The organism is Brachybacterium halotolerans, assembly GCF_016623465.1.
GTDB lineage: Bacteria > Actinomycetota > Actinomycetes > Actinomycetales > Dermabacteraceae > Brachybacterium > Brachybacterium halotolerans.
Genome location: NZ_JAEDAJ010000001.1, coordinates 842,878 through 866,214 on the forward strand (window position 1 = coordinate 842,878; position 23,337 = coordinate 866,214).

At 73.1% G+C, this 23,337-nt stretch carries 20 protein-coding genes; 1 reads left to right on the plus strand and 19 read right to left on the minus strand.

Features of this window, described 5'->3' with window-relative positions; genetic code table 11:
- Positions 1–154: 154 nt before the first annotated feature.
- The 17 genes from pgeF to I8D64_RS03840 form a co-directional block, all read right to left on the minus strand.
- Positions 155–961, minus strand: a complete 807-nt coding sequence (gene pgeF, locus I8D64_RS03760; protein WP_200501116.1) for a peptidoglycan editing factor PgeF — start codon at positions 959–961, stop codon at positions 155–157.
- Between the two features lie 13 nt (positions 962–974).
- A complete protein-coding gene (ftsZ, locus tag I8D64_RS03765; protein WP_200501274.1) occupies positions 975–2,357 on the minus strand; it encodes a cell division protein FtsZ in 1,383 nt (460 codons plus the stop codon).
- Positions 2,358–2,643: 286 nt separating this feature from the next.
- Positions 2,644–3,738 (minus strand): cell division protein FtsQ/DivIB, encoded by a 1,095-nt coding sequence (locus tag I8D64_RS03770; RefSeq protein ID WP_200501117.1) that lies wholly within the window; start codon positions 3,736–3,738, stop codon positions 2,644–2,646.
- The gene (gene murC, locus I8D64_RS03775) at positions 3,738–5,336 is read right to left on the minus strand and encodes a UDP-N-acetylmuramate--L-alanine ligase (protein ID WP_200501118.1); all 1,599 of its coding nucleotides are present in this window, start codon (positions 5,334–5,336) and stop codon (positions 3,738–3,740) included. Before murC ends, I8D64_RS03770 begins: the two co-directional genes overlap by 1 nt.
- Before the next feature lie 198 nt (positions 5,337–5,534).
- Positions 5,535–6,626 (minus strand): undecaprenyldiphospho-muramoylpentapeptide beta-N-acetylglucosaminyltransferase, encoded by a 1,092-nt coding sequence (gene murG / locus I8D64_RS03780; protein ID WP_200501119.1) that lies wholly within the window; start codon positions 6,624–6,626, stop codon positions 5,535–5,537.
- Positions 6,626–8,221, minus strand: coding sequence for a putative lipid II flippase FtsW (gene ftsW, locus I8D64_RS03785; protein WP_200501120.1), 1,596 nt, complete (start codon positions 8,219–8,221; stop codon positions 6,626–6,628). Before ftsW ends, murG begins: the two co-directional genes overlap by 1 nt.
- A complete protein-coding gene (murD, locus tag I8D64_RS03790) occupies positions 8,218–9,762 on the minus strand; it encodes a UDP-N-acetylmuramoyl-L-alanine--D-glutamate ligase (protein ID WP_200501121.1) in 1,545 nt (514 codons plus the stop codon). The genes ftsW and murD overlap by 4 nt, the downstream gene beginning before the upstream one ends.
- Complete coding sequence (gene mraY, locus I8D64_RS03795; RefSeq protein ID WP_200501122.1) at positions 9,759–10,859, minus strand: phospho-N-acetylmuramoyl-pentapeptide-transferase; 1,101 nt, start codon at positions 10,857–10,859, stop codon at positions 9,759–9,761. The genes murD and mraY overlap by 4 nt, the downstream gene beginning before the upstream one ends.
- Positions 10,856–12,466, minus strand: a complete 1,611-nt coding sequence (locus tag I8D64_RS03800) for a UDP-N-acetylmuramoyl-tripeptide--D-alanyl-D-alanine ligase (protein ID WP_200501123.1) — start codon at positions 12,464–12,466, stop codon at positions 10,856–10,858. The genes mraY and I8D64_RS03800 overlap by 4 nt, the downstream gene beginning before the upstream one ends.
- Positions 12,467–14,089 carry a UDP-N-acetylmuramoyl-L-alanyl-D-glutamate--2,6-diaminopimelate ligase gene (locus tag I8D64_RS03805; protein ID WP_200501124.1) on the minus strand — a complete coding sequence of 541 codons (1,623 nt, stop codon included), beginning with the start codon at positions 14,087–14,089 and terminating at the stop codon, positions 12,467–12,469.
- Entirely contained in the window at positions 14,086–15,936 is a 1,851-nt protein-coding gene (locus tag I8D64_RS03810; RefSeq protein ID WP_200501125.1) for a peptidoglycan D,D-transpeptidase FtsI family protein, read from the minus strand. Before I8D64_RS03810 ends, I8D64_RS03805 begins: the two co-directional genes overlap by 4 nt.
- Positions 15,937–15,939: 3 nt before the next feature.
- On the minus strand, positions 15,940–16,434 hold the full coding sequence (gene ftsL, locus I8D64_RS03815; RefSeq protein ID WP_200501126.1) for a cell division protein FtsL: 495 nt from the start codon (positions 16,432–16,434) through the stop codon (positions 15,940–15,942).
- A gap of 27 nt (positions 16,435–16,461) precedes the next feature.
- Positions 16,462–17,445, minus strand: coding sequence for a 16S rRNA (cytosine(1402)-N(4))-methyltransferase RsmH (gene rsmH, locus I8D64_RS03820; RefSeq protein ID WP_200501127.1), 984 nt, complete (start codon positions 17,443–17,445; stop codon positions 16,462–16,464).
- A gap of 162 nt (positions 17,446–17,607) precedes the next feature.
- Positions 17,608–18,039 (minus strand): division/cell wall cluster transcriptional repressor MraZ, encoded by a 432-nt coding sequence (mraZ, locus tag I8D64_RS03825; protein WP_200501128.1) that lies wholly within the window; start codon positions 18,037–18,039, stop codon positions 17,608–17,610.
- A 543-nt stretch (positions 18,040–18,582) separates the two neighbouring features.
- Positions 18,583–18,981 (minus strand): DUF3040 domain-containing protein, encoded by a 399-nt coding sequence (locus I8D64_RS03830; RefSeq protein WP_200501129.1) that lies wholly within the window; start codon positions 18,979–18,981, stop codon positions 18,583–18,585.
- Between the two features lie 146 nt (positions 18,982–19,127).
- Positions 19,128–20,363, minus strand: coding sequence for a DNA polymerase IV (gene dinB / locus I8D64_RS03835; protein WP_200501130.1), 1,236 nt, complete (start codon positions 20,361–20,363; stop codon positions 19,128–19,130).
- A gap of 115 nt (positions 20,364–20,478) precedes the next feature.
- Entirely contained in the window at positions 20,479–20,910 is a 432-nt protein-coding gene (locus tag I8D64_RS03840) for an SAV_6107 family HEPN domain-containing protein (protein WP_200501131.1), read from the minus strand.
- Positions 20,911–21,069: 159 nt separating this feature from the next.
- Here I8D64_RS03840 and I8D64_RS03845 point away from each other — a divergent pair, with 159 nt between their 5' ends.
- Positions 21,070–21,963, plus strand: a complete 894-nt coding sequence (locus I8D64_RS03845) for a fused MFS/spermidine synthase (RefSeq protein WP_200501132.1) — start codon at positions 21,070–21,072, stop codon at positions 21,961–21,963.
- A gap of 39 nt (positions 21,964–22,002) precedes the next feature.
- Here the strand turns inward: I8D64_RS03845 and I8D64_RS03850 are convergent, their stop codons facing one another.
- Both I8D64_RS03850 and I8D64_RS03855 read right to left on the minus strand, forming a co-directional pair.
- Positions 22,003–22,218 carry a cold-shock protein gene (locus I8D64_RS03850; RefSeq protein ID WP_200501133.1) on the minus strand — a complete coding sequence of 72 codons (216 nt, stop codon included), beginning with the start codon at positions 22,216–22,218 and terminating at the stop codon, positions 22,003–22,005.
- 106 nt (positions 22,219–22,324) lie between these two features.
- Positions 22,325–23,284 (minus strand): PAC2 family protein, encoded by a 960-nt coding sequence (locus I8D64_RS03855; protein ID WP_200501134.1) that lies wholly within the window; start codon positions 23,282–23,284, stop codon positions 22,325–22,327.
- Positions 23,285–23,337 lie beyond the last annotated feature (53 nt).

Sequence of the window (23,337 nt, forward strand, 5' to 3'; positions counted from 1 at the left end):
ATTCGTTCGTCCGCTGCGGTTGGTGGGACTCCGGGGAAGCACGGGGAGTGCGCGGGAGTCCCGGTCAAGAACCTACCGGAGGGTCGGGACGCTCCGACGGACGTGGACGGCGTGTCGTCGCCCGGCGTGTCGCATCACCTGCGGTCGCGCCGCGTCAGTCGCGCCGGATGACTCCGGCGAACCGGCCCGTGCGCTGCGCGCGGCGGTAGGAGAACAGGGCGTCGGTCTCGAGGGTGCACGGGTGGTCGTCGTCGACGGCCGACGGCTCCAGCCCCGCTCCCTCGAGGATCGCGCGCGCTCCGGCCCGCAGGTCGAGGGCGGGGGTGCCCTGACGCGTGGTCGCCCGGACGGCGGGAAGGTCCGCGGAGGCCCGTGCGCGCATCTCCTCGGGCACCTCGTAGCAGGACCCGCAGATGCCGGGTCCGATGGCCGCCTGCATGTGCTCGGGGCGGGCGCCGAGCGCCCGCATCTTTTCGAGCGTGCGCTCGAGCACTCCGCCGAGAAGACCGGCGCGGCCCGCGTGCGCCGCCGCCACGACGCCCGCCTCGGCGTCGCTGAGCAGCACCGGGAGGCAGTCGGCCACCATGATCGCCAGGGCCACGTCCCCTCGGTCGGTGACCAGCGCGTCCGCGGTCACCACCTGCCGCTCCCCCGCCTCCGACGCATCCGCGGCATCTCCCGCGGCTGCCGCTTCTCCCGCGGCCGCTTCCGAGGACCGCAGCACGTGCACGCGGTCGGAGTGGACCTGCTCGACGAAGACGAGAGGCGCGCCGATGCGCGCGGCGATCAGCTCGCGGTTCCGCGTCACGGCCTCCGGGGCGTCGCCCACGTGGTGGGCGAGGTTCAGACCGTCGAAGGGAGGCTCGGAGACCCCGCCGAGACGGGTCGTGAACAGGGCTCGGGCCCCGCGGAGCCGCGGGGCCCGAGCACCGGTGACGGCCGTCGGCCGCTGGTCGTTCACTGCTGCCGGTCGCTCACTTGAGGAACGAGGGCAGGTCCAGGTCGTCGTCGTCGGCCGGGGGCTCCTCGACGCGCGGCGGGCGAACCGGGGAGGACTGCGGCTGGACGGGCGCCGGCTGGACGGGCTGCGCCTGCTGGGGCGCCTCCTCCTCGACGTCGGCCGGATCGGCCGCGGCGGGCTCGGCGGCCGGCGCCTGCTGCGACGGCGTGAAGCTCTGCTGGGGAGCGCCCCAGCCGCCGCTGGTCGCGGTCGACGCGGAGTCGGCCGAGCGCACCGGGCGCGGCTCGGGGCGGGCCGGGGCCGACGGCGAGGGACGGCTCGCACCGAAGGCGCGGGCGGCGCCCTCCTGTCGGGAGGCGCGGTCCGATCCGCCCGCGGCCAGGCCGCGATCCCCGCGGTCCGATCCGCCCGAGCGCACGGCGCTCGAGGAGTCGGTGCGCGGGGTGGGCCCGCCGCCCTCGAAGCCGGCGGCGATGACGGTCACGCGGACCTCGTCGCCCAGGGCGTCGTCGATGACGGAGCCGAAGATGATGTTCGCGTCCGGGTGCGCGGCCTCCTGCACCAGGCGGGCGGCCTCCGAGACCTCGTACAGGCCCAGGTCGCTGCCGCCCTGGATCGAGAGCAGCACGCCGTAGGCGCCGTCGATCGAGGCCTCCAGCAGGGGGCTGGAGACCGCGAGCTCGGCGGCCTGCAGGGCGCGATCGTCCCCGCGGGAGGAGCCGATGCCCATGAGGGCGCTGCCGGCTCCCTGCATGACGGACTTCACGTCGGCGAAGTCGAGGTTGATCAGGCCCGGCGTGGTGATGAGGTCGGTGATGCCCTGGACGCCGGAGAGCAGGACCTGGTCCGCGCTCTTGAACGCGTCGAGCATCGAGACCTGCTTGTCGGCGATCGAGAGCAGGCGGTCGTTGGGGATGACGATGAGGGTGTCGACCTCGGACTGCAGCGCCTCGATGCCGGACTCGGCCTGGCTCGAGCGGCGACGGCCCTCGAAGGTGAAGGGGCGGGTGACCACGCCGATGGTCAGAGCGCCGAGGCTGCGGGCGATCTTGGCGACGACGGGCGCGCCGCCCGTGCCGGTGCCGCCGCCCTCGCCGGCGGTCACGAAGACCATGTCGGCCCCGCGCAGGACCTCCTCGATCTCCTCGCCGTGGTCCTCGGCGGCCTTGCGGCCCACCTCGGGATCGGCGCCGGCGCCGAGGCCGCGGGTGATCTCCTTGCCCACGTCGAGCTTCACGTCGGCATCCGACATGAGCAGCGCCTGGGCGTCGGTGTTGATCGCGATGAACTCGACGCCCTTGAGGCCGGACTCGATCATGCGGTTGACGGCGTTGACACCGCCGCCGCCGATGCCGACGACCTTGATGACAGCGAGATAGTTCTGGGATCCGGCCACGTTCAGGTCCTTGCTCTTGTCGTACTCGTGCTGATGAGAGAGGGGCGAGATCCGCGAACCCTGACCCTCGACCTCGAGTTGAGGTTGGGACTTCTCCGCTCTCATCCCTTGTCTCGACGCTATGGACGAGGTCTGATCGGCGCAACGACCGACCTGCGCGTGTCGCGGCGTGTTGCGTTGATCTGTGCGGGTCCGTCGCCCGACGGTGCGCCGCGGACGGGCTCGCAGGGGCGGCGGTGCGAAGGCCGGGGAGCTCCCGCCTCCGCGAGCGGGCGCTCGCGCCGCCTCAGCGGGTGACGGGGGCGACCGGGCTGGTGACGTCGATCTCGGTGCCCGGCTGCGTGAGCAGGGTCGTGGCGACCTTCGCCTTCAGCTCGCTGTCCTGCGCGTTGCCCCACACGATGGTCTTCGTCCCGGAGTCGCTCTTCACCGTGAGCGTCACGTCGTTCGTGGAGGACGCGGTGATGCCGGTGACGGTGCTGCGCATCGAGTCCGGCAGGGCCGCGAGGACGGAGAGCATGGAGCCGGAGATCGCGTCGGTGTCGCCGCCCTTCCCGCCGATCGTCAGCGGGACGAGCTCCTTGTCCTTGCCCGCGGCCTCGGGGAGCTCGACGCCGTCCGCATCGAGGATGTGCGTGGAGCCGTCGGAGTCCTTGAGGGTCGCCAGCGGCGTGCGCTCGGTGACCTCGACGCTGAGCGTGCTCGGCCACTTCTTGGAGACCTGTGCCGTCTTCACCCCGGGCACCTTCTCGACCTCCTTCTCCACGGCGCCCGAACGCACGAGCAGCATGCTGTGGTCCTCCTGCGGAGCCGCGGCGTCGGTGATCGCGGATGCGTCCACGTAGCCGGCGCCGCTCACCGTCACCTCGTGCACGCGCAGCGGGGGGATCGTGATCGCGACGACCAGCAGCACGATCAGGGCGAGGAGCGTGCCGGCGGTGCCGAGGATGATCGCGCGGCGGCGGCGCCGCCAGGGGCGCGCCCGCAGCATCCCGCCGAAGCGGTCGGCGGCCTGGACGACGCGTCCCCGGCCCGTCGTCTCCTCGTGCGACGCGTCGGCGCCCGTGCGTCCCTGCGCAGCCGGGGTCGACGCGGACCCGGAGGCCGCGGTGCGCTGCGCGGAGCTCTTCTGCTCCGCCGAGCCCGGACGCTGCGCAGGGCGCTTCTGCGCCGCGGTCCCCTGGCGCTGCGCGGCGCTCTTCCGTGACGCGGGCGCCTGCCGCTGCGCGGGCGCCGCGCGCTGCGCCGAAGTCTGGCGCTGCGCAGGGGTCTCACGCTCCGCGGGTGCCTGACGGCGAGGGGCCGCCGGGCGCTCGTCGGCCGACGGGCGGGCCTCCGGGACTCCGGGGCGAGACCGCGGAGGGGTGGGACGGCGCGCCATCAGGACAGCTCACCGCCGAGCGCTGCGAGCACCCCCGGGGTCGCCTCGACGATGTCCCCCGCTCCGAGCATGAGGACGATGTCGCCGTCCTCGGCGGCGGCCGCGAGAGAGGGTGCGACCTCGGCGCGATCGGTGAGCGCGTGCAGCACGGCGCCCGGCTCGGCACGATCGGTGATGGTGCGCGCGTCGATGGCCGGGTCGGGATCCTCCCGGGCGCCGTAGACGGGCATCACCCAGCTCTCGTCGGCCCGGCCGAGGGCGCGGGCGAAGTCCTCCGCGAACGCGCGGGTGCGCGAGTAGAGATGGGGCTGGAAGGCGACGAGCACGCGCCCGGTGGAGCCGACGATTCCCCGGGCGGCGGCGATCGTCGCCTCGACCTCGCGCGGGTGGTGGGCGTAGTCGTCGAACACGGGCACTCCCCGGACCACTCCGCGCAGGTCGAAGCGGCGGGAGGCGCCGGCGAACGGGCCGACGCCCGTCGCCAGGGCGCGCGCCATCGCCGCGGGGTCCGGCGTCGAGGCGGAGATGCCCGCGGGATCGGCGACGTCGGCGGTCTCGTGTCCGTCCGCGGCCAGCAGGGCGAGGGACCCGGCCAGCGCGCCCATGGCGTTCAGCACGTTGTGGTGCCCGGTGACGTGCAGGTCTAGCTCGATCTCGCCGACAGGGCCTGCGACCCGGGCGTGGGTGCCGGTGGCCTCGGGCGTCTCATCGAGCAGACGCCAGTCGGCGCCCGAGGCGCGTCCGTAGGTCTGGACGTCGACGCCGCGCCCGGCGGACCGCTCCCCCAGCGCCGCGGCACCCGCGTCGTCGGCGCAGACCACGAGCGTGCCGCCCGGGACGACACGGTCGACGAGGGCGTCGAAGGCGGCCACGAGGGTCGCCTCGTCGCCGTGGAAGTCCAGATGGTCGGCCTCGAGGTTGGTGACCACGAGCGCGGAGGGGGCGAAGGCGAGGAAGGAGCCGTCGGACTCGTCGGCCTCGATCACCGCGAGCGCAGCGTCCGGACCGACCTCATCGGTCGGCCGCTCGGAGTCCGCGTCCTCGCGCAGCCCGGCATTGCGGCCCAGGTCCGGGACGGCGGCGCCGAGGGCCCAGGCCGGGTCCGCGTCCGTGCCGCGCAGCGCGAGCACGGCCATGGCGGTCGTCGACGTCTTGCCGTGGGTGCCCGCGACCGCGAGCAGTCGGCGATCCTGCAGCAGCCCGGCGAGGGCCGCGGCGCGATGGATGACGGGGATGCCGCGCTCGCGGGCGGCGATCACCTCGACGTTGTCGGCGCGCACGGCGGTGGAGACGACGACGAGATCGACGTCGTCGGCCAGCAGGCCCGCGTCGAAGCCGATCCCGATGCGGGCGCCCGCCGCGCGCAGCGGGCCGATGAACTGTCCGTCCTGCGAGTCCGAGCCGCTCACGGCGAGCCCCGCTTCGAGGGCGAGCCGCGCGACGGCGGACATGCCCGCACCGCCGATGCGCACCACGTGGATCGAGCGCACGGGGCCCTGGGGCCATGCGGAGTCGGTGACCACGTCTCCGGGACGGAGCATCGTGCGCACCCCGTCGGGCAGGGCGGGAAGGTCGTCGGAGGCAGCGCGCGGGGTCATGCGCCCACGGTAACCGGCGCTCCTCGGAGCCTCCCGGAGGCTCTCCGCGCGTCGTCGGTCACGTGCCCGGGGAGAGCCGGACGGGACCCCGCGACGGAACCCCGCGGCCGGCTCGCGGAGGGGCCGCCCGCAGTGGGGTGAGCGCCTCTGGGATCAGCCGTGCCAGGGCCTGACGCGGTGAGGTCAGCAGCGCTGGGATCAGCCGCGGTGGGCGGCGGCGAGGACGAGACCGGCGAGGCGCTCGGCGGCGTCGGTGATGCCGAAGGCGCGGGAGGCCTCGGACATCGCCCGCAGACGCTCGGGGTCGCTCAGCAGCGGCAGGATCGTGCCGGTCATGACCTGCTCGTCGAGGTCGGCGTCGGAGATCATGAGGGCGCCGCCGGCGCTCACGACCTCCTGGCCGTTCAGCGCCTGCTCGCCGTTGCCGACCGGCAGGGGCACGAACACCGCGGGCAGGCCGACGGCCGTGAGCTCGCTGACGGTGCCGGCCCCGGAGCGGGTGACGGCGAGGTCGGCGGCGGCGTAGGCGTCCTCCATGGCGCTCACGTATTCGACCAGCTGGTAGCCGTCGCGGTCCGCGAGGGCGGCTCCGACCTCGGTCTTCCCTCGGCCGGTGACGTGGAGGATCTGGCCGCCGTGCGCGAGCACCGTCTCCGCGCTGCGCACGACGACCTCGTTGAGGTGCTGGGCACCCAGGGACCCTCCGGTGACCAGCAGCACGGGGCGCTCCGGGTCCAGTCCGAAGGAGCGCACGGCGTCGGTGCGGCGGGCGGCGCGGTCGAGGGCCGCGATGCCCTCGCGCATGGGCATCCCGATGCGGCGGGCACCGGGCAGCGGGGTGTGCTCGAAGGCCGTGAGCACGGCCGCGGCCCCGCGGGCACCGAGACGGTTGGCGAGGCCGGGCCGGCGATTCGCCTCATGGATCAGGCGAGGGATGCGCGCGGAGGCGGAGGCGAGATAGGCGGGCGGGCACACGTAGCCGCCGAAGCCGCAGACAGCGCCGACGCCTCGGTCCTTCATGAGTGCGCGCACCTCGCGCAGGCTGCCGCCGAAGCGGGCCGGGAAGCGCAGCGCAGCGCCGTTGGGACGGCGAGGGAAGGGAACCTTCTCGATGGTGGCGAGCTCGAGGCCCGCGGCCGGGACGAGGTCGGCTTCCAGGCCGTCCGCCGTGCCGAGAGCGAGCACCTCGGCCTCGGGGTCCAGCTCGCGGATCTTCGCGGCGGTGGCGAGCAGGGGCGAGACGTGGCCTGCGGTGCCGCCTCCGGCCAGCAGGACGGTCGGTGCGTTCATCAGCGGGCGTATCCCTCGGTGTCGGGGCGGGCAGTGGGCTCGGCCGATCGGGCCGACGAGCGGGCACGGCTACGTCGCGCGGCGCCCGAGCTGCGGGATCCGGCGCCGCGGGACCCTGTGGTGCGGGTCCCGGAGCTGCGGGCCCCGGCACCGCGGGAGCGGGAGGACGGGGCCGCGGTGCGGGCGCGCCCGCCGGAGGCGGCGGCGCGCGTGGTGGACGCCTTCGCGGTGCCTGCCGTCGCCTTCGTCCTCCGCGCGGACGACGCTCCGCCTGCCGGCTTCGCCCCGCGGCGACCGCGGCGACGACGACGCGTCCCCTCTCCCCCGCGGCTCGCGGGGATCACCGCGAGAGCGCTGCGCACGGTGCCCATGCGGGCGGTGAGGGCCTCCTGGGCGCCGGGCTCGTGGCGGGCGAAGGACAGCAGCATGCCCAGGGCCAGCATGGACGCGACCAGGGCGGAGCCGCCGGAGGAGATGAAGGGCAGCGGCACGCCGAGCACGGGGAGCATGCCGGTGACGACCATCATGTTCACGAAGGCCTGGCCGAGCAGCCAGGCGCCCACGCCGCCGATGGTGATCTGGATGAACGGGTCCCGGGCGCGGGTGATCATCCGGAAGAGGATGAGCGAGAGCACGGAGAACAGCAGCAGCACGCCGAGCGTGCCGATCAGCCCGAGCTCCTCGCCGATGATCGCGAAGATGTAGTCGTCCTGGGCGGCGGGCAGGCGCCCCCACTTCTGGCGCGACTGCCCCAGACCGACGCCCCACCATCCGCCCTCGGCGAGGCCCATGAGGCCCTGGTCGGACTGCAGGCAGGAGTCGCCCTCGCAGGTGCCGTGCAGCCAGTTGCCGATGCGGGCCATGCGGTTGGCGTTGGTCAGGGCGAAGAAGAGGATCGCGGCGACGCCCACGCCGCCGCCGAGCACGAACCAGCGCCGCGGCACGCCGCCGATCCAGAGGGAGCCGGCGACCAGCATCGCCATGATCATCATCGTGCCCAGGTCGTGGCCCAGCAGCACGAGGCCCAGGGCGACCACGATGACCGGCACCACGGGGATCACGAGATGCATCGTGCGGTGCAGCAGCGGGCGCTTGCGAGTGAGGATCGCGCCGAGCCAGACGGCGAGCGCGAGCTTGAGGAGCTCGGAAGGCTGCAGGGTCTGGCCGGCGATGCGGATCCAGTTCGTGTTGCCGCCGGCGGCGACCCCGATGCCCGGCACATGCACGAGGCACTGCAGGGCGATGCCGAGACCGAGCAGCACCCAGGCGAACCTCTCGTAGTTGCGCGGGGGCAGGAACGCGGCGACGAGCAGGCCGACGAGCCCGATCAGTGCGAACTTCCCCTGTGCGAGAAGGCCCGCGAACGGGGAGTCGCCCTTGGCGATGCTCACCACGGAGCTGCTGGAGAGGACCATCACCAGGCCCGTGCCGATGAGCAGGGTGCCCACGCAGATCAGGCCGTAGAAGTCCAGGACCGGGGAGCGGCCCCAGTCGCCGAGGCCGTTGCGCACGCGACCGCCGACGTCGCCCAGGGGGCGGTCCTCGTCCGGGCGCACCACAGCAGGGGCCCGACGGGGCGTCTGCTGGGGGCTCATGCGCGTCCTTCCGGTCCGTCCGGCTCCTGCGTGTCCTCGGCGTCCTGCGTCCCGGTGGCCGCGCGGGCGGCGGCGGCGAAGAGGTCGCCGCGCTCGGCATAGTCCGTGAACTGGTCGATCGAGGCCGCGGCGGGTGCGAGGAGCACCGCGTCGCCATCCCGTGCCAGTCCGGCCGCCGCGTCGACGGCCTCCCGCATCAGTCGGGAACGTCCTTCGGGATCCTCAGTGTCACCCGCGGGCACGCGCACGCGGGGTATTGCGGGGGCGTGTCGCTCGAGCGCCTCGCGGAAGGGCGTGTCGTCGGATCCGATGAGCACGACGCCGCGGAGGCGTCCGGACACCTCGGCGACCAGCGTGTCGACGTCGGCCCCCTTGGTGTCGCCGCCCGCGATCCAGACCACGTGCTCCATGCCGAGCAGGGAGGCGCGGGCCGCGTCGGGATTGGTGGCCTTGGAGTCGTCGACGAAGGCGATGCCGGTGCCGACCGCGACGATCTCGCTGCGATGGCTGCCGGAGCGGAAGGCGCGCAACCCCTCGCGCACGGCCGCCTGGGAGACGCCGTGGGCGCGGGCGAGGGCCGCGGCGGCGAGCGCGTTGAAGACGACGTGGGGCGGGGCGCCGTGGGGGCCCAGGTGCGCCAGGTCGGCCAGCGAGCCGAGCTCGGCGGCCTGACGGCGGCGGTCCTCGACGAAGGCGCGGTCCACGAGCAGGTCGTCGACGACGCCCAGCTCGGACGGGCCGGGGGCGCCCAGGGTCACGCCCACGGCACGGGCGCCCTCGACGACGTCGGCGTCCTCGACGAGCCTCCGGGTGAGGTCGTCGGCCGTGTTGAAGACGCAGGCCACGCGGACGCCCTCGAAGATCTTTCCCTTGGCGCGGGCGTAGGCCTCGAGGCCGCCGTGCCAGTCGAGGTGGTCCTCGGTGATGTTGAGGACGGCCGCGGCCTCGCAGTCCACGTGCTGGGTCCAGTGCAGCTGGAAGCTCGAGAGCTCGACGGCCAGGACGTCGAACCCCTCGGGGTCGAGGGCCGCCTCGATCACGGGCAGGCCGACGTTCCCGCAGGCGACGGCGCGCAGCCCCTCGGCGCGCAGGATCGTCTCGAGCATCGTCACGACGGTGGTCTTGCCGTTGGTGCCGGTGACGCCCAGCCAGGCGGGGCCGTCCGGCGCCTGCATGCGGCGGGCGAGCTCGACCTCGCTCCACACCGGGATGCCCGCGGCGGCGGCCTGCGCGAGCAGGGGCTGATCGGGACGCCATCCGGGGGACGTGACCACGAGGTCGACGTCCGCGTCCTCGGGCAGGGCGAGCGTGTGCTCGGCGCCCAGCCGCACCTCGACGTCGAAGACCTCGAGGATGCGGGCGCGCTCGCGGTGGCGCGGGGTGTCCGCCGCGTCGACGACGATCACGCTCGCACCGCGCTGCATGGTCTGGTCGGCGACCGCGTACCCGGAGACGCCGAAGCCGACGACGAGGATCCTGAGGCCGACGACGTCCAGGCCCGGCCAGGGGCGCGCGTCGACCGGCGTGCCGTCCGAGCTCACGAGGCGATCCCCGGGAGCGCGTCGAGGTAGAACAGGCCCAGTCCGGCCGCGCCGAGGACGCCCGCGATGATCCAGAAGCGGACCACGATCGTGACCTCGTTCCAGCCCTTGAGCTCGAAGTGGTGCTGGAGCGGCGCCATCCGGAACACGCGCTTGCGGGTGAGCTTGAAGCTCGTGACCTGGATGATGACCGACAGCGAGATGATCACGAAGAGGCCGCCGATGATCGCGCCGAGCAGCTCGGTGCGCGAGACGATCGTGAGGCCTGCGAGGGCGCCGCCCAGGGCGAGGGAGCCGGTGTCGCCCATGAAGATCTTCGCGGGCGAGGTGTTGTACCAGAGGAAGCCGATGCACGCGCCGCCGATCGCGGCCGCGATGATCGCAGTGTCCAGCGGGTCGCGCGCGCTGTAGCAGTGGGCGGAGTCCAGCAGGAGGTGCCCGCTCGTGCAGGTCTGGCGCCACTGCCAGAAGGAGATCACGAGGTAGACGCCCGCGAAGATGATGGTGGCGCCGGTGGCGAGGCCGTCGAGCCCGTCGGTGAGGTTCACGCCGTTGGACCACGCGGCGACCAGGAAGTTCGCCCAGATCGCGAAGAGCACGAAGCCGATCGTGGTGCCGGCGAAGGCGAGGTCGAGCCAGGGCAGGTCGCGCACGAAGGAGAGGCGCGTGGACGCGGGCGCATGGCCCGAGTCGTTGCGGAACAGCAGGGCCATGACGGCGAAGGCCGTCGCGATGGCGAACTGGCCGATGAGCTTCTGGTAGGCCCGCAGGCCCAGGCTGCGCTGGCGGGTGATCTTGATGAAGTCGTCGAGGAAGCCGACGACGCCCAGTCCTGTCATCAGGAACAGCACGAGCAGGCCAGAGGCCGACGGCGGCTGCTGGGTGATGAGGTGGGCGACCGCGTACCCGATCAGCACCGAGAGGATGATCGCGACGCCGCCCATGGTGGGGGTGCCGCGCTTGGTGGAGTGCGAGGTCGGCCCGTCGTCGCGGATGAACTGCCCGTAATGGCGCTTGACGAGCACCCGGATGTACAGCGGGGTGCCGATGAGCGCCAGGACGAGCGCGGCGCCGCCGGCGATGATGATCGCGATCATGCGCGTGCGCCTCCTGCGTCTCCCGGCTCGTGGTCGTCGGTCGTGGGTGCCGGCCCGGTCGTCGCCGGGTCCGGCGTCGTGTCCTGCGAGTCTGCCATGCCGTCGGCCGCCCGGGCGTGAGCGCCTGCGGATCCGTCGCTCGGCGCGGCGGCCGGGTCTCCCCCGCCGCGCTCGCGCGCGTCGAGGGCATCGCGCAGCGGTTCGGCGAGCGTGCGCAGCCCGGCGTCGCGCGAGGACTTCAGCAGGATGACGTCGCCCGGCTCCACGATCTCGACGAGGCGCTCGAGGGCGACGTCGAGGTCGGGGACCTCCTCGGACTCGTCGCCGAAGCTGCCCTCGAGGCAGGCGCCCCGATGGATCAGCCGGGCCCCGGGACCGACGGCGATCAGCTGGGAGATGTTGAGGCGGACGGCGAGGCGGCCCACCTCGTCGTGCAGGCGCAGGGAGTCCTCGCCGAGCTCGAGCATCTCGCCGAGCACGGCGATGGTGCGCCGGGTGCGGCCCAGGTGCGCGAGGGTCTTCAGGGCCTGGCGCATGGAGTCGGGGTTCGCGTTGTAGGCGTCGTTGAGGATGAGCACGTCCCCGGCGGCGTGCACGGCCTCCATCCTCTGGCCGGAGCTGAGATGCAGGCGCGGCAGCAGGCGCGCGACGTCCTCGAGGTCCATGCCGAGCACGAGCGCGGCGGTCGCGGCGGCGACGGCGTTCAGCGCCTGGTGCTCGCCGAGCAGGTCGAGGGTGATCTCGCGGGTGTCCTCGGGGATGGCGCTGCCGTCCAGGCGGGTGAGGCCCTCGGGGACGGCGAGGGTGAGGCGGGCGCGGGCCTGCTCGTCGAGGCGGAGGTCCTGGACGCGCACGTCGCCGGAGGCCATGCCCCACGTGGTGACCGGCGCGGAGGTGCGCGAGGCCATGCGCGCGACGCGGGCGTCGTCGGCGTTGAGGATCGCCCGGCCCGTGGGCTGGAGGGCCTCGACGATCTCGCCCTTGGCCTGCGCGATCGCCTCGACCGATCCGAACTCGCCGAGGTGCGCGCTGCCGACGTTCAGCACGAGGGAGACGTCGGGCGGGGCGATCGCGGTGAGGTGGGCGATGTGGCCGATGCCGCGGGCGCCCATCTCCAGCACGAGGAAGCGGGTGTCCTCGGTCAGGGACAGCACCGTGAGCGGCAGGCCGAGCTCGTTGTTGGGGCTGCCGGAGGGCGCGACCGTCGGCCCGAGTTCCCGGAGCAGCGCACCCAGCAGGTCCTTGGTGCCGGTCTTGCCGGCACTGCCCGTGAGGGCGACGACGCGCAGGTCCTCGCGGCGCGCGCGGGCGCTCGCGAGCTGGGCGCGGGCCAGGTCGGACAGGGCTGTCACGACGTCGGCCACGCGCACGGCGGGGACGTCGACGGCGTCGGTGACCAGGGCGAGAGCCGCGCCGGCGTCGCGGGCGGAGCCGACGAAGCGGTGGCCGTCGACGTTCTCGCCGTGGAAGGCGGCGAACAGGTCGCCCCCGCGCACGGCGCGGGAATCGATGCGCGCCTCTCCGGTGACCTGCTCGGTGCCCGTGGCGCCGCCGATCAGCTCACCGCCGGTGAGTTCGGCGATCTCCTGGGCAGTGATGGCGAGCATTCAGCGTCCTTCTCGGGGTCGGGTCGGGGCGTCGTCCGGATCCACGGGCGCGGCGTCGGACCCGGGGAGTCGTCGCCGCAGCTGCACGCGATCATCGAACGGAAGGACTGTATCGCCGATCGTCTGACCGGTCTCCGCGCCCTTGCCGGCCAGCAGGATGGTGTCGCCCACGTCGGCCAGCTCGCACGCGAGGTCGATCGCGCGCTCGCGACCGGCGACGACGTGCACCTCGGCGGAGGTGTCCGCGGGGATGCCGGCGCGCACCTGCTCGCGGATCGAGGCGGGGTCCTCGCTGCGGGGGTTGTCGTCGGTGATGATCACGACATCGGCGAGGTCGGCGGCGACGGCGCCCATGTGGGGCCGCTTGCCGGCGTCGCGGTCGCCGCCCGCGCCGATCACGGCGAGGAGCCGGCGGGTGCCCGGCACCGCGCGCAGGGTGGCGAGGGTCTTGGCGAGGGCGTCCTCGGTGTGGGAGAAGTCGACGACTCCGCGCACGGGCTCCTCGGCGACCAGCTCCATCCGTCCGGGCACGCGGCCGGAGCGCGAGATCGCCTCGCGCACCTCGGGGCCGCTGCGGCCGACGGCCTCGAGCAGGAGCAGGACGGCGATGGTGTTGGCGACGTACGGCATGCCCGGGATCTGGGAGTTCAGATCGTGGGTCGAGCCGTCGGCCTCGCGCACGCGCAGGGAGCTGCCGAAGGCATGGGGCTCGACCTGCTCGACCACGACGTCCGCGGAGCGGGCCGGGTCCGTGGTGAAGGTCGTGACCGGGACGGGCGACTCGCGGGCGAGCCGCATGCCCCAGTCGTCGTCCACGCAGACCACGCCGACGCGCGCGTGCGCGGGCGCGAACAGGGAGGCCTTGGCGCGGAAGTAGTCCTCCATCGTGGGATGGAAGTCCAGGTGGTCCTGGGAGAGGTTGGTGAAGGCGACGGCGTCGAAGGCGATCTCGTCGGCCCGGTGCAGGACCATCGCGTGGCTCGAGACCTCCATGACGCACACCTGCACGCCGCTCTGGAGCATGCGCGCGAGGATCCCCTGCAGGTCCGGCGACTCCGGGGTGGTGCGCACGGTGGTGACCACGGCGTCCTCCCCGTCGCCGTCGCGGTACTCGGTGCCGTTGGTGCCGATGACGCCGGCCGGCACCCCCAGGGAGAGCAGGGTGCGGTGAAGCATCGTGGCGACGGACGTCTTGCCGTTCGTGCCGGTGACGCCGATCATCGTGAGCCGCTGCGAGGGGTCGCCGTAGACGGCGGCCGCGGCGCGCGCGGTCGCCGCACGGGGATCGTCCAGGACCAGGGCGACCAGGCCCGCGCGCACGCACTCCTGGGCGCCGACGGGATCGGTGAGGGCCGCGAGCGCGCCCGAGGCCGCGGCCTGGGAGGCGAAGCGGGCGCCGTGGGTGCGGGCCCCGGGCAGGGCGCAGTAGAGGTCGCCGGGCTCGACGGCGCGGGAGTCCAGGGTCGCGCCCGTCAGCACGATGGCGTCATCGGCAGGGCCGACCACCTCCGCCCCGAGCAGCCGGGCGAGCTCCCCCGCCGTGATCCGCGGGGCCGCGGAGACGTCTTCTCCGTCCTCGGCGCGCCGGGGACGGGGCGGGACCGCGCGGGGATGACCGCTCACCACTCGTCCTCCAGGGTCTTGCCCTTCTTGCCGGTGGGCGCGATGCCCTGGGTCTGGAGGGTGTACTGCATGAGCTCGGAGAACGCGGGGGCGGCCGCCGTGTTGCCCGAGATGAAGGTCTTAAGCCCGTACACGAACACGCCGATGGCGATCTCCGGGTCGTCGATGGGTGCCATCCCGATGAAGGACGCGGTGTAGCCGGCCCCGCTCTCCGCCGTGCCGGTCTTGCCGCCGACCGCGTAGTTCGGGACGGCCGCGTTGGACGCGGCGTCGTCGTCGATGTCGTTGTCCATGAGGTTGCGGATGGTCCGCGCGGTCTCGCTCGAGCAGGCGCGCACGCCCTTGGCGGTGGTGGCCGCGGTCAGCGTGCCCTTCTCGTCGCGGGTGCCCGCCACGATCGTGGGCTGCATGCGCACGCCGTCGTTCCCGAAGGCGCCGATCGCGGCGGTCATCTGGATTGGGGTCACGGAGTACCCCTGGCCGAAGGCGATCGTGAAGCGCAGGCGACCCGCCCAGTCCGCCACGGGGTGCAGGATGCCCTCGGACTCCCCGGGCAGGCCGATGCCGGTCTTCTCGCCGATCCCGAAGGCCTTGAGCGTCGCATAGCGCTGCTTGTCGGAGACGGTCTTGGAGATCTGCACGGTGCCCACATTCGAGCTGTTCTTCAGCACGCCCGCGAGGGTGAGGTGCTGGGTCTCGTGCGGGTGGGAGTCCTTGATCCGGTTGCCGTCGAAGTCCATCGTGTAGGGCACGGTGTAGTGGGAGGATGGCGTGACCTTCTTGTGCTCGAGAGCGCACGCCACGGTGAGGAGCTTGCCCGTGGAGCCCGGCTCGAACACGTTGGACAGCGACTGGTTGCCCAGGTACTCGGGGTCGGTCTTGCCGGGCTTGTTCGGGTCGAACGTCGGGTAGTCGGCGAGGGCGAGCAGCTCGCCGGTGCGCACGTTGTAGATGACGGCGCTGCCGGCGTCGGCCCCGAACTTCTTCACGGTCTCGGCGACCACCTGCTGGGACTTCCACTGCAGGTTCTCGTCGATCGTCAGGACGAGGTCGTCGCCGTCGACGGCCTCCTCGGTGGTCTGCTTGCCGGTGGGGATGACCTGGCCGCCGGCGCCGCGCTCGTAGCGCACCTTGCCGTTCCTGCCGCGCAGGTTCTTGTCGTACTTGTACTCGGCGCCGGCGAGCGCCACGCCGTCGCCGCCCATGAAGCCGATGACGTTGGCGCCGATCTCCCCGGCCGGGTAGATGCGCTCGGAGACGCGGTCCGATCCGATCCCGGGGATCTCCTGCGAGATGACGGCTTCGCGCACGTCGGGCTCGACGTTCTTGCGCAGGTAGAGGAAGCCGCGCTTCCCCGTGAGCGTCTTCTCGAGATCGTCGACGTCCTCGTCCAGCAGCGGGGAGAGCACCTTGGCGGCGGCCTTCACGCCGGTGCCCAGATCCTTGTCCTTGGGCTTGAAGTCGCCGACCTGCAGCTGGTTCACCCAGAGGTCGTAGCGCTCGACGCTGCGTGCGAGCACGGCGCCGTTGCGGTCGATGATCTCTCCGCGCAGGGCGGTGATGGTGCGATCGGTGGTGCGCTGGTCGACCGCCTCGGCGGCGCGCGCGCTCGCGTCCAGCCCCTGCACCCAGACCAGGCGGCCTCCGAGCGTGACGGCACCGGCCCCCATGAGCGTGAGCATGAGGCGGCGGCGCATCAGCGGCTCGCCCACGCGCGGGGCCGGGATCACCGGATGCGCGGGGCGGGTCTGACGGCGTCGGGACGACGACGCGCCGCGCGCCGATCCGGACGACGCGCGCGAGGACGAGGAGCCCGAACGTCCTCGGTCACGGGAGTTCGAGGCCATCGATCAGTCCCCCTCGTTGCCCATTCCGTGGTACGTCTCCACGTCCTCGTAGATCGAGGCCGCGGGGATCGAGGACGATTCTGCCCCTGAGGCGCCCTGGACCGTCTGCGCCTCGCCGACGACCTTGCCATTTCCCAGATCGATGTAGCCCGGGTCCCCGGCCTGGACCATGCCCAGATCCTTCGCGCGCTTGCCGAGCTCCTGGGGAGTGCTCAGCTCGTCCTCCTGCTCCTGCAGCCCCTGGGACTGCTCGGTGAGCTTCTGCGAGGTGGACTGAAGGCGGGTGATCTCGTAGCTGGTGTCGGACATCTGGATGTTCAGGAACAGCACCGAGGAGAGGGTGACCACGGCGATCAGGGTGCACAGGATCGCGAACGGGAGCGGGCTGCGGCGCGTCGACGGCGCGGCGACCACCGCGAGGCGGGGCCTGGCGGAGGTGCGGGCGACGGGTCGCGCGGCGCGGCGGGGTGCGACGCGGGGTGCGGTGCTGATGGCCATGATGCGTTCCGATTCGTCGGTCGTTCGTCAGTGTGCGGGTCGGAGGCGCTCGGCGGCGCGCAGGCGCACCGAGGCGGAGCGGGCATTGGACTCGCGCTCGGCCTCGTCGGCCTGGAGCGCGCCGCGCGTGAGAGCGGCGAAGGTGGGCTTGTGCTCCTCGAGCTCGAAGGGCAGGTCCGGAGGCGCCGAGGAGCGGGTGCGACGGGCCAGGGCCGTCTTCACGAGCCGGTCCTCGCCCGAGTGGTAGGACTCGACGACCACGCGGCCGCCGACGCCGACGGAGTCGAGGGCCCCGTCGATCGCGCGGGCGAGGATCGCGAGCTCGTCGTTCACGGCGATCCGCAGGGCCTGGAAGGAGCGCTTGGCGGGGTGTCCGCCGTGCGCGCGGGAGGCCGCGGGGATCGCACGGTCCAGGAGGTCGACGAGCTCTCCGCTGCGCTCGAGCGGGTGCTCGGCGCGCTCGGAGACGATGCGGCGGGCGATGCGCGGGGCGAAGCGCTCGTCGCCGTACTCCCGCAGGATGCGGGCGAGCTCCTTCTCGTCGAGGTCGCGCAGCAGGTCGGCCGCGGTGGGGCCGCCCGAGGCGGGATCCATGCGCATGTCCAGGGGTGCGTCGGCCGCATAGGAGAAGCCGCGCTCGGACGTGTCGATCTGGAAGCTGGAGAGCCCCAGGTCCATCATCACGGCCGACGCGGTCAGCCCGCGCTCGGCGAGGACCTCGGGGATCGCGTCGTAGGTGGCGTGCACGAGGTCGATGCGGTCGGCGAAGCCGTCCTGCGCGAGGCGCTCGCGGGCGAGCTCGAGGGCTGCGGTGTCACGGTCGATGCCGATGAGGCGGGAGTGCGGGCAGGCGGCGAGCACGGCGCTGGCGTGGCCGCCCATGCCGAGCGTCGCGTCCACGTAGACGGAGCCCGGCTCGACCAGAGCCGGAGAGAGGAGATCGACGCACGCCTGGAGCATGACGGGAGCGTGGCGGTCCTGGGCTCGGACCGGATGCCGGTTCTCGTCCATCCCACCGCCTCTCCTGCGTGATGCGTGCTTCTCGATCGTCGTGGTGCGGCATCGCGTGCTGCTCGTGGTGCCGTCCGGCGGGATTCCTCGTCGCTCCCGACCCGCCACCGGGGAAGTTGCGTCGGGGCGGGAGCGACGAGAGGTCTCGCGGGACGGAGTCCCTCAGAACAGGCCCGGGACCACCGACTCGGCGGTCTGGGCGAAGCCCTCCTCCTTCTGCTCGAGGTAGGACTCCCACGCGGGGAGCGACCAGACCTCGAGGCGGTCCAGAGCGCCGATCACGGCGCATTCCCGGTCCAGGCCCGCGTAGGTGCGCAGCTGGCCGGGGATCGTGATGCGGCCCTGCTTGTCCGGGATGACGTCCTCCGCCCCCGAGAGCAGCACACGCAGGTAGTCGCGCGTGCGCTGATCCGTGGTCGGAGCCCGCCTGGCCTCCTCGAGCTTCTGGCGGAACTCGGCCAGGGGGTACACCGCGATGCAGTGCTCCTGTCCCCGAGTCATCACCAGGCCCGAGGCGAGCTCGTCCCGGAACTTCGCGGGAAAGATCAGGCGGCCCTTGTCGTCGAGCTTGGGCGTGAAGGTTCCGAGGAACATCCGCGCCCCCTTTCTCGACGAGGGATCACCATCTCCCTCCTGCACGCCCCACTTTACCCCACAACTCACCACTTCCCGCTACCCATTCGTCGAACCGACCTCAGATTCGCGGCATCAGGGCAGGTCAAGAGTGTGGAGCGGGGTGGAGGGAAATCCTGCGGCACAGCCGTTCCAGGGCGTGTCCGTGCCTGGCGGGGCCGTCGAACCCTGGGAACGCGTTCAGCAAGAGCGCAGGTCACTGCCCCTCGGAGGCCTTCGGCGGGGGAACCGGGCATGCGCGGGACGGAAGGTGGGGCGAAGTGGGGGGACTCCGGGGAGCGGAGTGGAGGGGTCCCGGGGAGCGGAGTGGGGAGACCCCGGGGAGCGCAGTGGAGGCGCGCGGCGACGAGGCGCGGCCACACGCAGCGCGGGGGCGCGGTGGAGCGCCGAGGGGAGCGCCGAGGGGAGCTCCGCACAGGGCCCGGACAGACGACGACCCCGGGCCGAGGGCTCGGGGTCGCGGGTGGTGACGCGGTGGTGGGGCGCGGTGGAGAGGGCGGGCGTTCAGCCCCGGGGATCATCCCCCGAGCGCTTCTCCCAGCGCTCCTCCATGCGGCGCATGAAATCGCTGCCGCCGTTCTCGGGCTGCCGGGGCTGCTCGCCCCCATCGCCCTGATCGGCGGCCGGACCGCCAGGGCGGCTGCGCGGCGAGGTCACGGCGTAGACCGCTCCGGCGAGCATCAGCAGGAATGCCAGCACGCCCAGCCAGATGTAGTTCAGGGAGACCCCGAGGACGAGGACGCCGAGCCCGACGACGACTCCGGCGAGGCCGAGGACGATGCGGCGGCGGTCGCGCCGGTCCTGGGCGCCGGAGCGGAAGGCGCGGGCGAGCCGGGGATCGTCGGCGAAGAGCTGACGCTCCATCTCATCGAGCATCTTCTGCTCGTGCTCCGAAAGCGGCATCGTTCCGGCTCCTTGTCCCGTGCCGTGTTCCCTGCGGCTGAACGCGATCGACGTGGGCGGCTCGAGCCCCATCGTCGATCCCCTAAGGATACTGCCGCCCGCTGGGGAATGGGAACTCGGCGGCCCACCGCATGACACTCTCCCTCTCACGTCCCGGACGCGTCTCCGCGGGCACCTTCCTGCTGGACTCCGTCCTCTCCCGCTGCGTCCGGCGCGCGGAGGGTCGATCCGCGGGAGAGGCTTCCCGAGCCGAAGCGGTCGCGCGCGCGGTCCATCGCGCTCTCCAATCCCTGCCAGCCGGTTCCGCGGCCGGAGAGCTCTGCCGCGGCGGGCTGCGCGCTGGTCTCCTGCAGGCGCTCGGCCCGCACCCCGGCCAGGCGCACCGCCGGCATGCGCGGCACCTCCCTCTCCCAGAGGGCGACCACGTGCTCGCGAAGACGCTCGCCGCTCGCAGTCGGCTGATCCATAGTGGCCGATCGGGTGATGGTGGTGCCGTCCGGCGAACGGAGCTTGACGGAGACGGCCCGCGCGGCGAGGTGGCTGCGGCGCAGGCTGCGGGACACCTCGTCGGCCATGAGGGTGAGGCGGCGACGCACCTCGGCTGGGTCCACGAGGTCCTCCTCGTAGGTGCGCTCGGTGCCGACGCTGCGATCGCGCACCCGCGTGCCCAGTCCGGTGCGATCCTCCCCCGCCGCGAGCCGCGCGATCATGGGGGCCTGGGGGCCGACGGCACGACGCAGGGTCCCCGCGGGGATGTCGCGCAGCTGACCGACGGTGCGCACCCCGAGCCGTTCGAGGGCCTGCTGCGCCTTGGGGCCGACGCCCGAGATGACGCCCACGGGCAGCGGCGCGAGGAAGGCGGCGGTCTGCTCGGACGGGACGATCAGCATGCCGTCGGGCTTGGCACGGGCGGACGCGATCTTCGCGACCGCCCGGGACACGGACCCTCCGACGCTGCTGGGCAGGTCCAGCTCCTCGCGGATGCGGGTGCGCAGGCGGTGGGCGATCTGCTCGGGCGATCCGAACAGACGGCGGGCACCGGAGATGTCGAGGAAGGCCTCGTCGACGCTGATCTGCTCGATCGCGGGCGTCACCTCCCGGAGCAGATCCATGACCTGCGCGGAGACCTCGCGGTAGCGGTCGATCCGCGGCGGGACGATGACCAGGTCGCGCGCGAGGCGGCGGGCGGTGACCATCGGCATGGCGGAGCGGATGCCGCGCTCGCGCGCCGGATAGCTCGCCGCGGCGACGACGCCGCGCGAACCCGCTCCCCCGACGACGACCGGCAGACCCTGCAGGGCGGGATCGTCGCGGATCTCGATGGAGGCGAAGAAAGCGTCCATGTCCAGGTGCAGGATCGTGCAGTCCTCCGTGCCCGACATCCGTGCTCCCTCCGCTGCTCCTCCCCCGCGCCCGCGCGTGTGGGCCGGAGCGCACCATGGTAATCGGCGCGGGGCAGGTCCCGGAGATCCCCGAGTTGCCCTCGTGCCTGGATCCTCATCCGGCGAGCGCAACCGCCTCCGAGGGGGCGAGGGAGGCCAGCAGCTCCTCGCGGACCTGGGCGATGCGTGCGCGGGTCCCCTCGCGGTGCAGTGCCAGCAGGACGGGATCCGGGGTCGCGCGCTGGTCGCGGTCCAGGCGGTCGCGCTCGACCACGAAGCGCGAGGCGTCCTCCGCCCAGCGCCGGCGATCCCCGCCCATGCGGTCCAGCGCCGTCCACACGTTCAGCGGCAGCTTGCGCCGACGGGTCCGGTTCGCCCGCGTGACGAGGACGCCCGCGGTGCGCAGCGCCGCACGGTGCACGAGCTCGTAGGAGGCGCGCGGGTCGGTCCCGGCGAGCTCCTGGGCGCGTGCGAGCATCGCCTCGGCCCTCTCGAGGGCGGCGAGATCCTGATCCAGGTGGACGAGCTCCGCTGTGTGCGTGGTCATGGTGGGAACGCTAGGCGGAGGCACCGACATCCGACGCGGGAGCGTCGGTGCTGTGGACGCAGGGCACCTGGGGAGGACCGACGGCCCGCGCGCGGTCCGCCCGCACCGCCCCCGTGTGCAGAGACCAGTGCGCGCGCCTCCCGGCCCTAGAGTGTCCGGGTGACCCCACCACCCCGCGGCCGTCGCCGCAGCTCCTCGGAGGCGCCGTTCCCCGATCTCGGGCCCGTCGGCGAGGCCATCCCCATCACGACCGGCAGCGCCGAGCTCGTCGTCGAGTCCGACGGATCGGTGCTGCTCCTGGTCAACGGCGTGCCCTCCTCGCACCTGGATCCCGATCCGGAGCACCTCGTCTTCGAGTACATGCGGTGGATGCGCACGGCGATGCGCTGCTGGGCAGCCGAGAGGCGCGCCGGGGACGGGAAGGACGGCGACGGCTCGCCGCGGCGCGGGCTCGAGCTCGCCGTCGCGCATCTGGGCGGCGCCGGATGCACGCTGCCCCGCACGCTCGCCCATGACTGGCCGCGCGCCCGCCAGATCGTCGTGGAGCTCGACGCGCTCCTCGCCGAGCACGTCAGGACCTGGTTCTCCCTCCCCCGCTCCCCGCAGCTGAGGATCCGCGTCGACGACGCCGCGCATGCGCTCGCGGAATGGCGCGAGGACCGCTTCGACGTGCTCACCCGCGACGTCTTCGCGGGAGATCGCACCCCGTCCTCGCTCACCTCGGTCGCCGCCGCCCGCCACGCCCGCCGGGTGCTCACCGCAGACGGCCTCTACCTGGCCAACTGCGCCTCCCGCCCCGGATCGCGACTTCTCGCCGACGAGCTGACCACACTCTCGAGCGTGTTCGCGCATGTCGGCGCGATCGCCGAGCCGGCGCATCTCAAGGGCAGGCGGCGCGGGAACTGCGTGCTGCTCGCCTCCGACGCCCCGCTGCCCGCCTCGCTCGACCGGGCGCTGCGCTCGGATCCTGTGGCGGTGCGACTGGCCGCTGGGGAGGACGCGGCGCGGATCGCCGCCCCGGGAACGGTGCTCGAGGGCGCTGCGCAGGGCTGATGCGCGGCGGCCGGTCCCTCCCGGGAGGAGGGCCGGACCTCAGAGCGGGCGGACCTGCTCGGCCTGCGGCCCCTTCTCGCCGGGCACCACGTCGACCTCGACCCTCTGGCCCTCCGCGAGGGTGCGGTAGCCGTCCATGTCGATGCGGCTGTGGTGCACGAAGACGTCGGCCCCGGGCCCGTCGACCTCGATGAAGCCGTAGCCCTTCTCTCCGTTGAACCACTTCACGGTGCCCTGCACGGTGCTCTCTGCCATGGAAAGCGTCACTTCCTGTGTCCTGCGATGGTGCTCTGCTGCGCGCGCCGGGGGCGCGTGATGACCGGCGCACGGCGGGTCGCCGGTGCGGCCGACGGGTCCGTCCTCAGGGGACCTCGGGGCCGGAACCGGGCCCCCGCCCCGATCCGCCGCCGGGCCCGTCGTCCTCCTCGCCGGCGAGGAAGCGCTCGAAGCGATCGGCGAGCTCCTCGCCCGTGGGCAGGTCCATCGTGGTGCTGAAGACGCCGTCGCTCTCGGTGGACTGCGCGTCGTACTGCTCCTCGAGGGCCGCGACCATGCTGAGCACCTCCTCGTTGTCGGTGAGGGTGCTCTCGAGCGCCGCGCCCGCGGCCTCGGTGAGATCTCCCAGGTCCACCAGCGGGATGTCCAGACCGGCGCCCTCGCTGACACGGCGCAGCAGCGCGAGCGCGCCCGCCGGGAAGTCGGTGCGCGTGAGGTAGTGCGGGATCTGCGCCGCGTAGCCGATCGCAGGGTGCCCGGCCTTGCCGAGCTCGTGCTCGAGCAGCGCGCCGAACGAGGCCGGGACCACGATCTCCCCGCCCTGCTCGGGCTCGTGCGCAGGGATCAGGTCGGGGTCGTTGGCGTGGGTGATCATGGCGATCGGCCGCGTGTGCGGCATGGCCATGGGGATCGCGCTCATGCCCACGACCTTCTCGACGTCGAAGAACTCGATGAGGTCGATCACGGCCTGGCTGAGGCGGCGCCACTGCAGGTCCGGCTCGGGGCCGTCGAGGTAGAGGAAGGGCCGGTCGCCCTCGTCGTACATGAGGTACAGGGACATCTCGGGGACGGTGACCTCGGTGTACACCGCGCCGTCGAAGACCGCCTGCGGGCGGGAGCCGCGGTAGTCCACGAGCTCGTCGACGTCGAAGGTCACGATCCGCACGTGGCGCAGGGAGTCCTTGAGGTAGGTCGAGGCGATCCGGCACGAGTTGCCGGCGTCCACGAGACCCGGGAGTGCGTGCACGAGCGTCAGGCGGCCGCGGGGAACCGCGGCGATCACATCCGCGGACTCGTAGGCGTAGAGGTCACGGGGGTCACGCATCGATGCACCTCGCTCCTCGCAGTCGCCGTCGAGCAGGGCTTTTCCCCGCGTTC

What these genes read in the sequence shown, in the direction of transcription:
- I8D64_RS03770 (WP_200501117.1), bottom strand. Translation starts at nt 3,738, where the DNA reads ATGGCGCGCCGTCCCACCCCTCCGCGGTCTCGCCCCGGAGTCCCGGAG.
- murC (WP_200501118.1), bottom strand. Translation starts at nt 5,336, where the DNA reads ATGACCCCGCGCGCTGCCTCCGACGACCTTCCCGCCCTGCCCGACGGG.
- murG (WP_200501119.1), bottom strand. Translation starts at nt 6,626, where the DNA reads ATGAACGCACCGACCGTCCTGCTGGCCGGAGGCGGCACCGCAGGCCAC.
- ftsW (WP_200501120.1), bottom strand. Translation starts at nt 8,221, where the DNA reads ATGAGCCCCCAGCAGACGCCCCGTCGGGCCCCTGCTGTGGTGCGCCCG.
- mraY (WP_200501122.1), bottom strand. Translation starts at nt 10,859, where the DNA reads ATGATCGCGATCATCATCGCCGGCGGCGCCGCGCTCGTCCTGGCGCTC.
- I8D64_RS03800 (WP_200501123.1), bottom strand. Translation starts at nt 12,466, where the DNA reads ATGCTCGCCATCACTGCCCAGGAGATCGCCGAACTCACCGGCGGTGAG.
- I8D64_RS03810 (WP_200501125.1), bottom strand. Translation starts at nt 15,936, where the DNA reads ATGGCCTCGAACTCCCGTGACCGAGGACGTTCGGGCTCCTCGTCCTCG.
- ftsL (WP_200501126.1), bottom strand. Translation starts at nt 16,434, where the DNA reads ATGGCCATCAGCACCGCACCCCGCGTCGCACCCCGCCGCGCCGCGCGA.
- rsmH (WP_200501127.1), bottom strand. Translation starts at nt 17,445, where the DNA reads ATGGACGAGAACCGGCATCCGGTCCGAGCCCAGGACCGCCACGCTCCC.
- mraZ (WP_200501128.1), bottom strand. Translation starts at nt 18,039, where the DNA reads ATGTTCCTCGGAACCTTCACGCCCAAGCTCGACGACAAGGGCCGCCTG.
- I8D64_RS03830 (WP_200501129.1), bottom strand. Translation starts at nt 18,981, where the DNA reads ATGCCGCTTTCGGAGCACGAGCAGAAGATGCTCGATGAGATGGAGCGT.
- dinB (WP_200501130.1), bottom strand. Translation starts at nt 20,363, where the DNA reads ATGTCGGGCACGGAGGACTGCACGATCCTGCACCTGGACATGGACGCT.
- I8D64_RS03840 (WP_200501131.1), bottom strand. Translation starts at nt 20,910, where the DNA reads ATGACCACGCACACAGCGGAGCTCGTCCACCTGGATCAGGATCTCGCC.
- I8D64_RS03850 (WP_200501133.1), bottom strand. Translation starts at nt 22,218, where the DNA reads ATGGCAGAGAGCACCGTGCAGGGCACCGTGAAGTGGTTCAACGGAGAG.
- I8D64_RS03855 (WP_200501134.1), bottom strand. Translation starts at nt 23,284, where the DNA reads ATGCGTGACCCCCGTGACCTCTACGCCTACGAGTCCGCGGATGTGATC.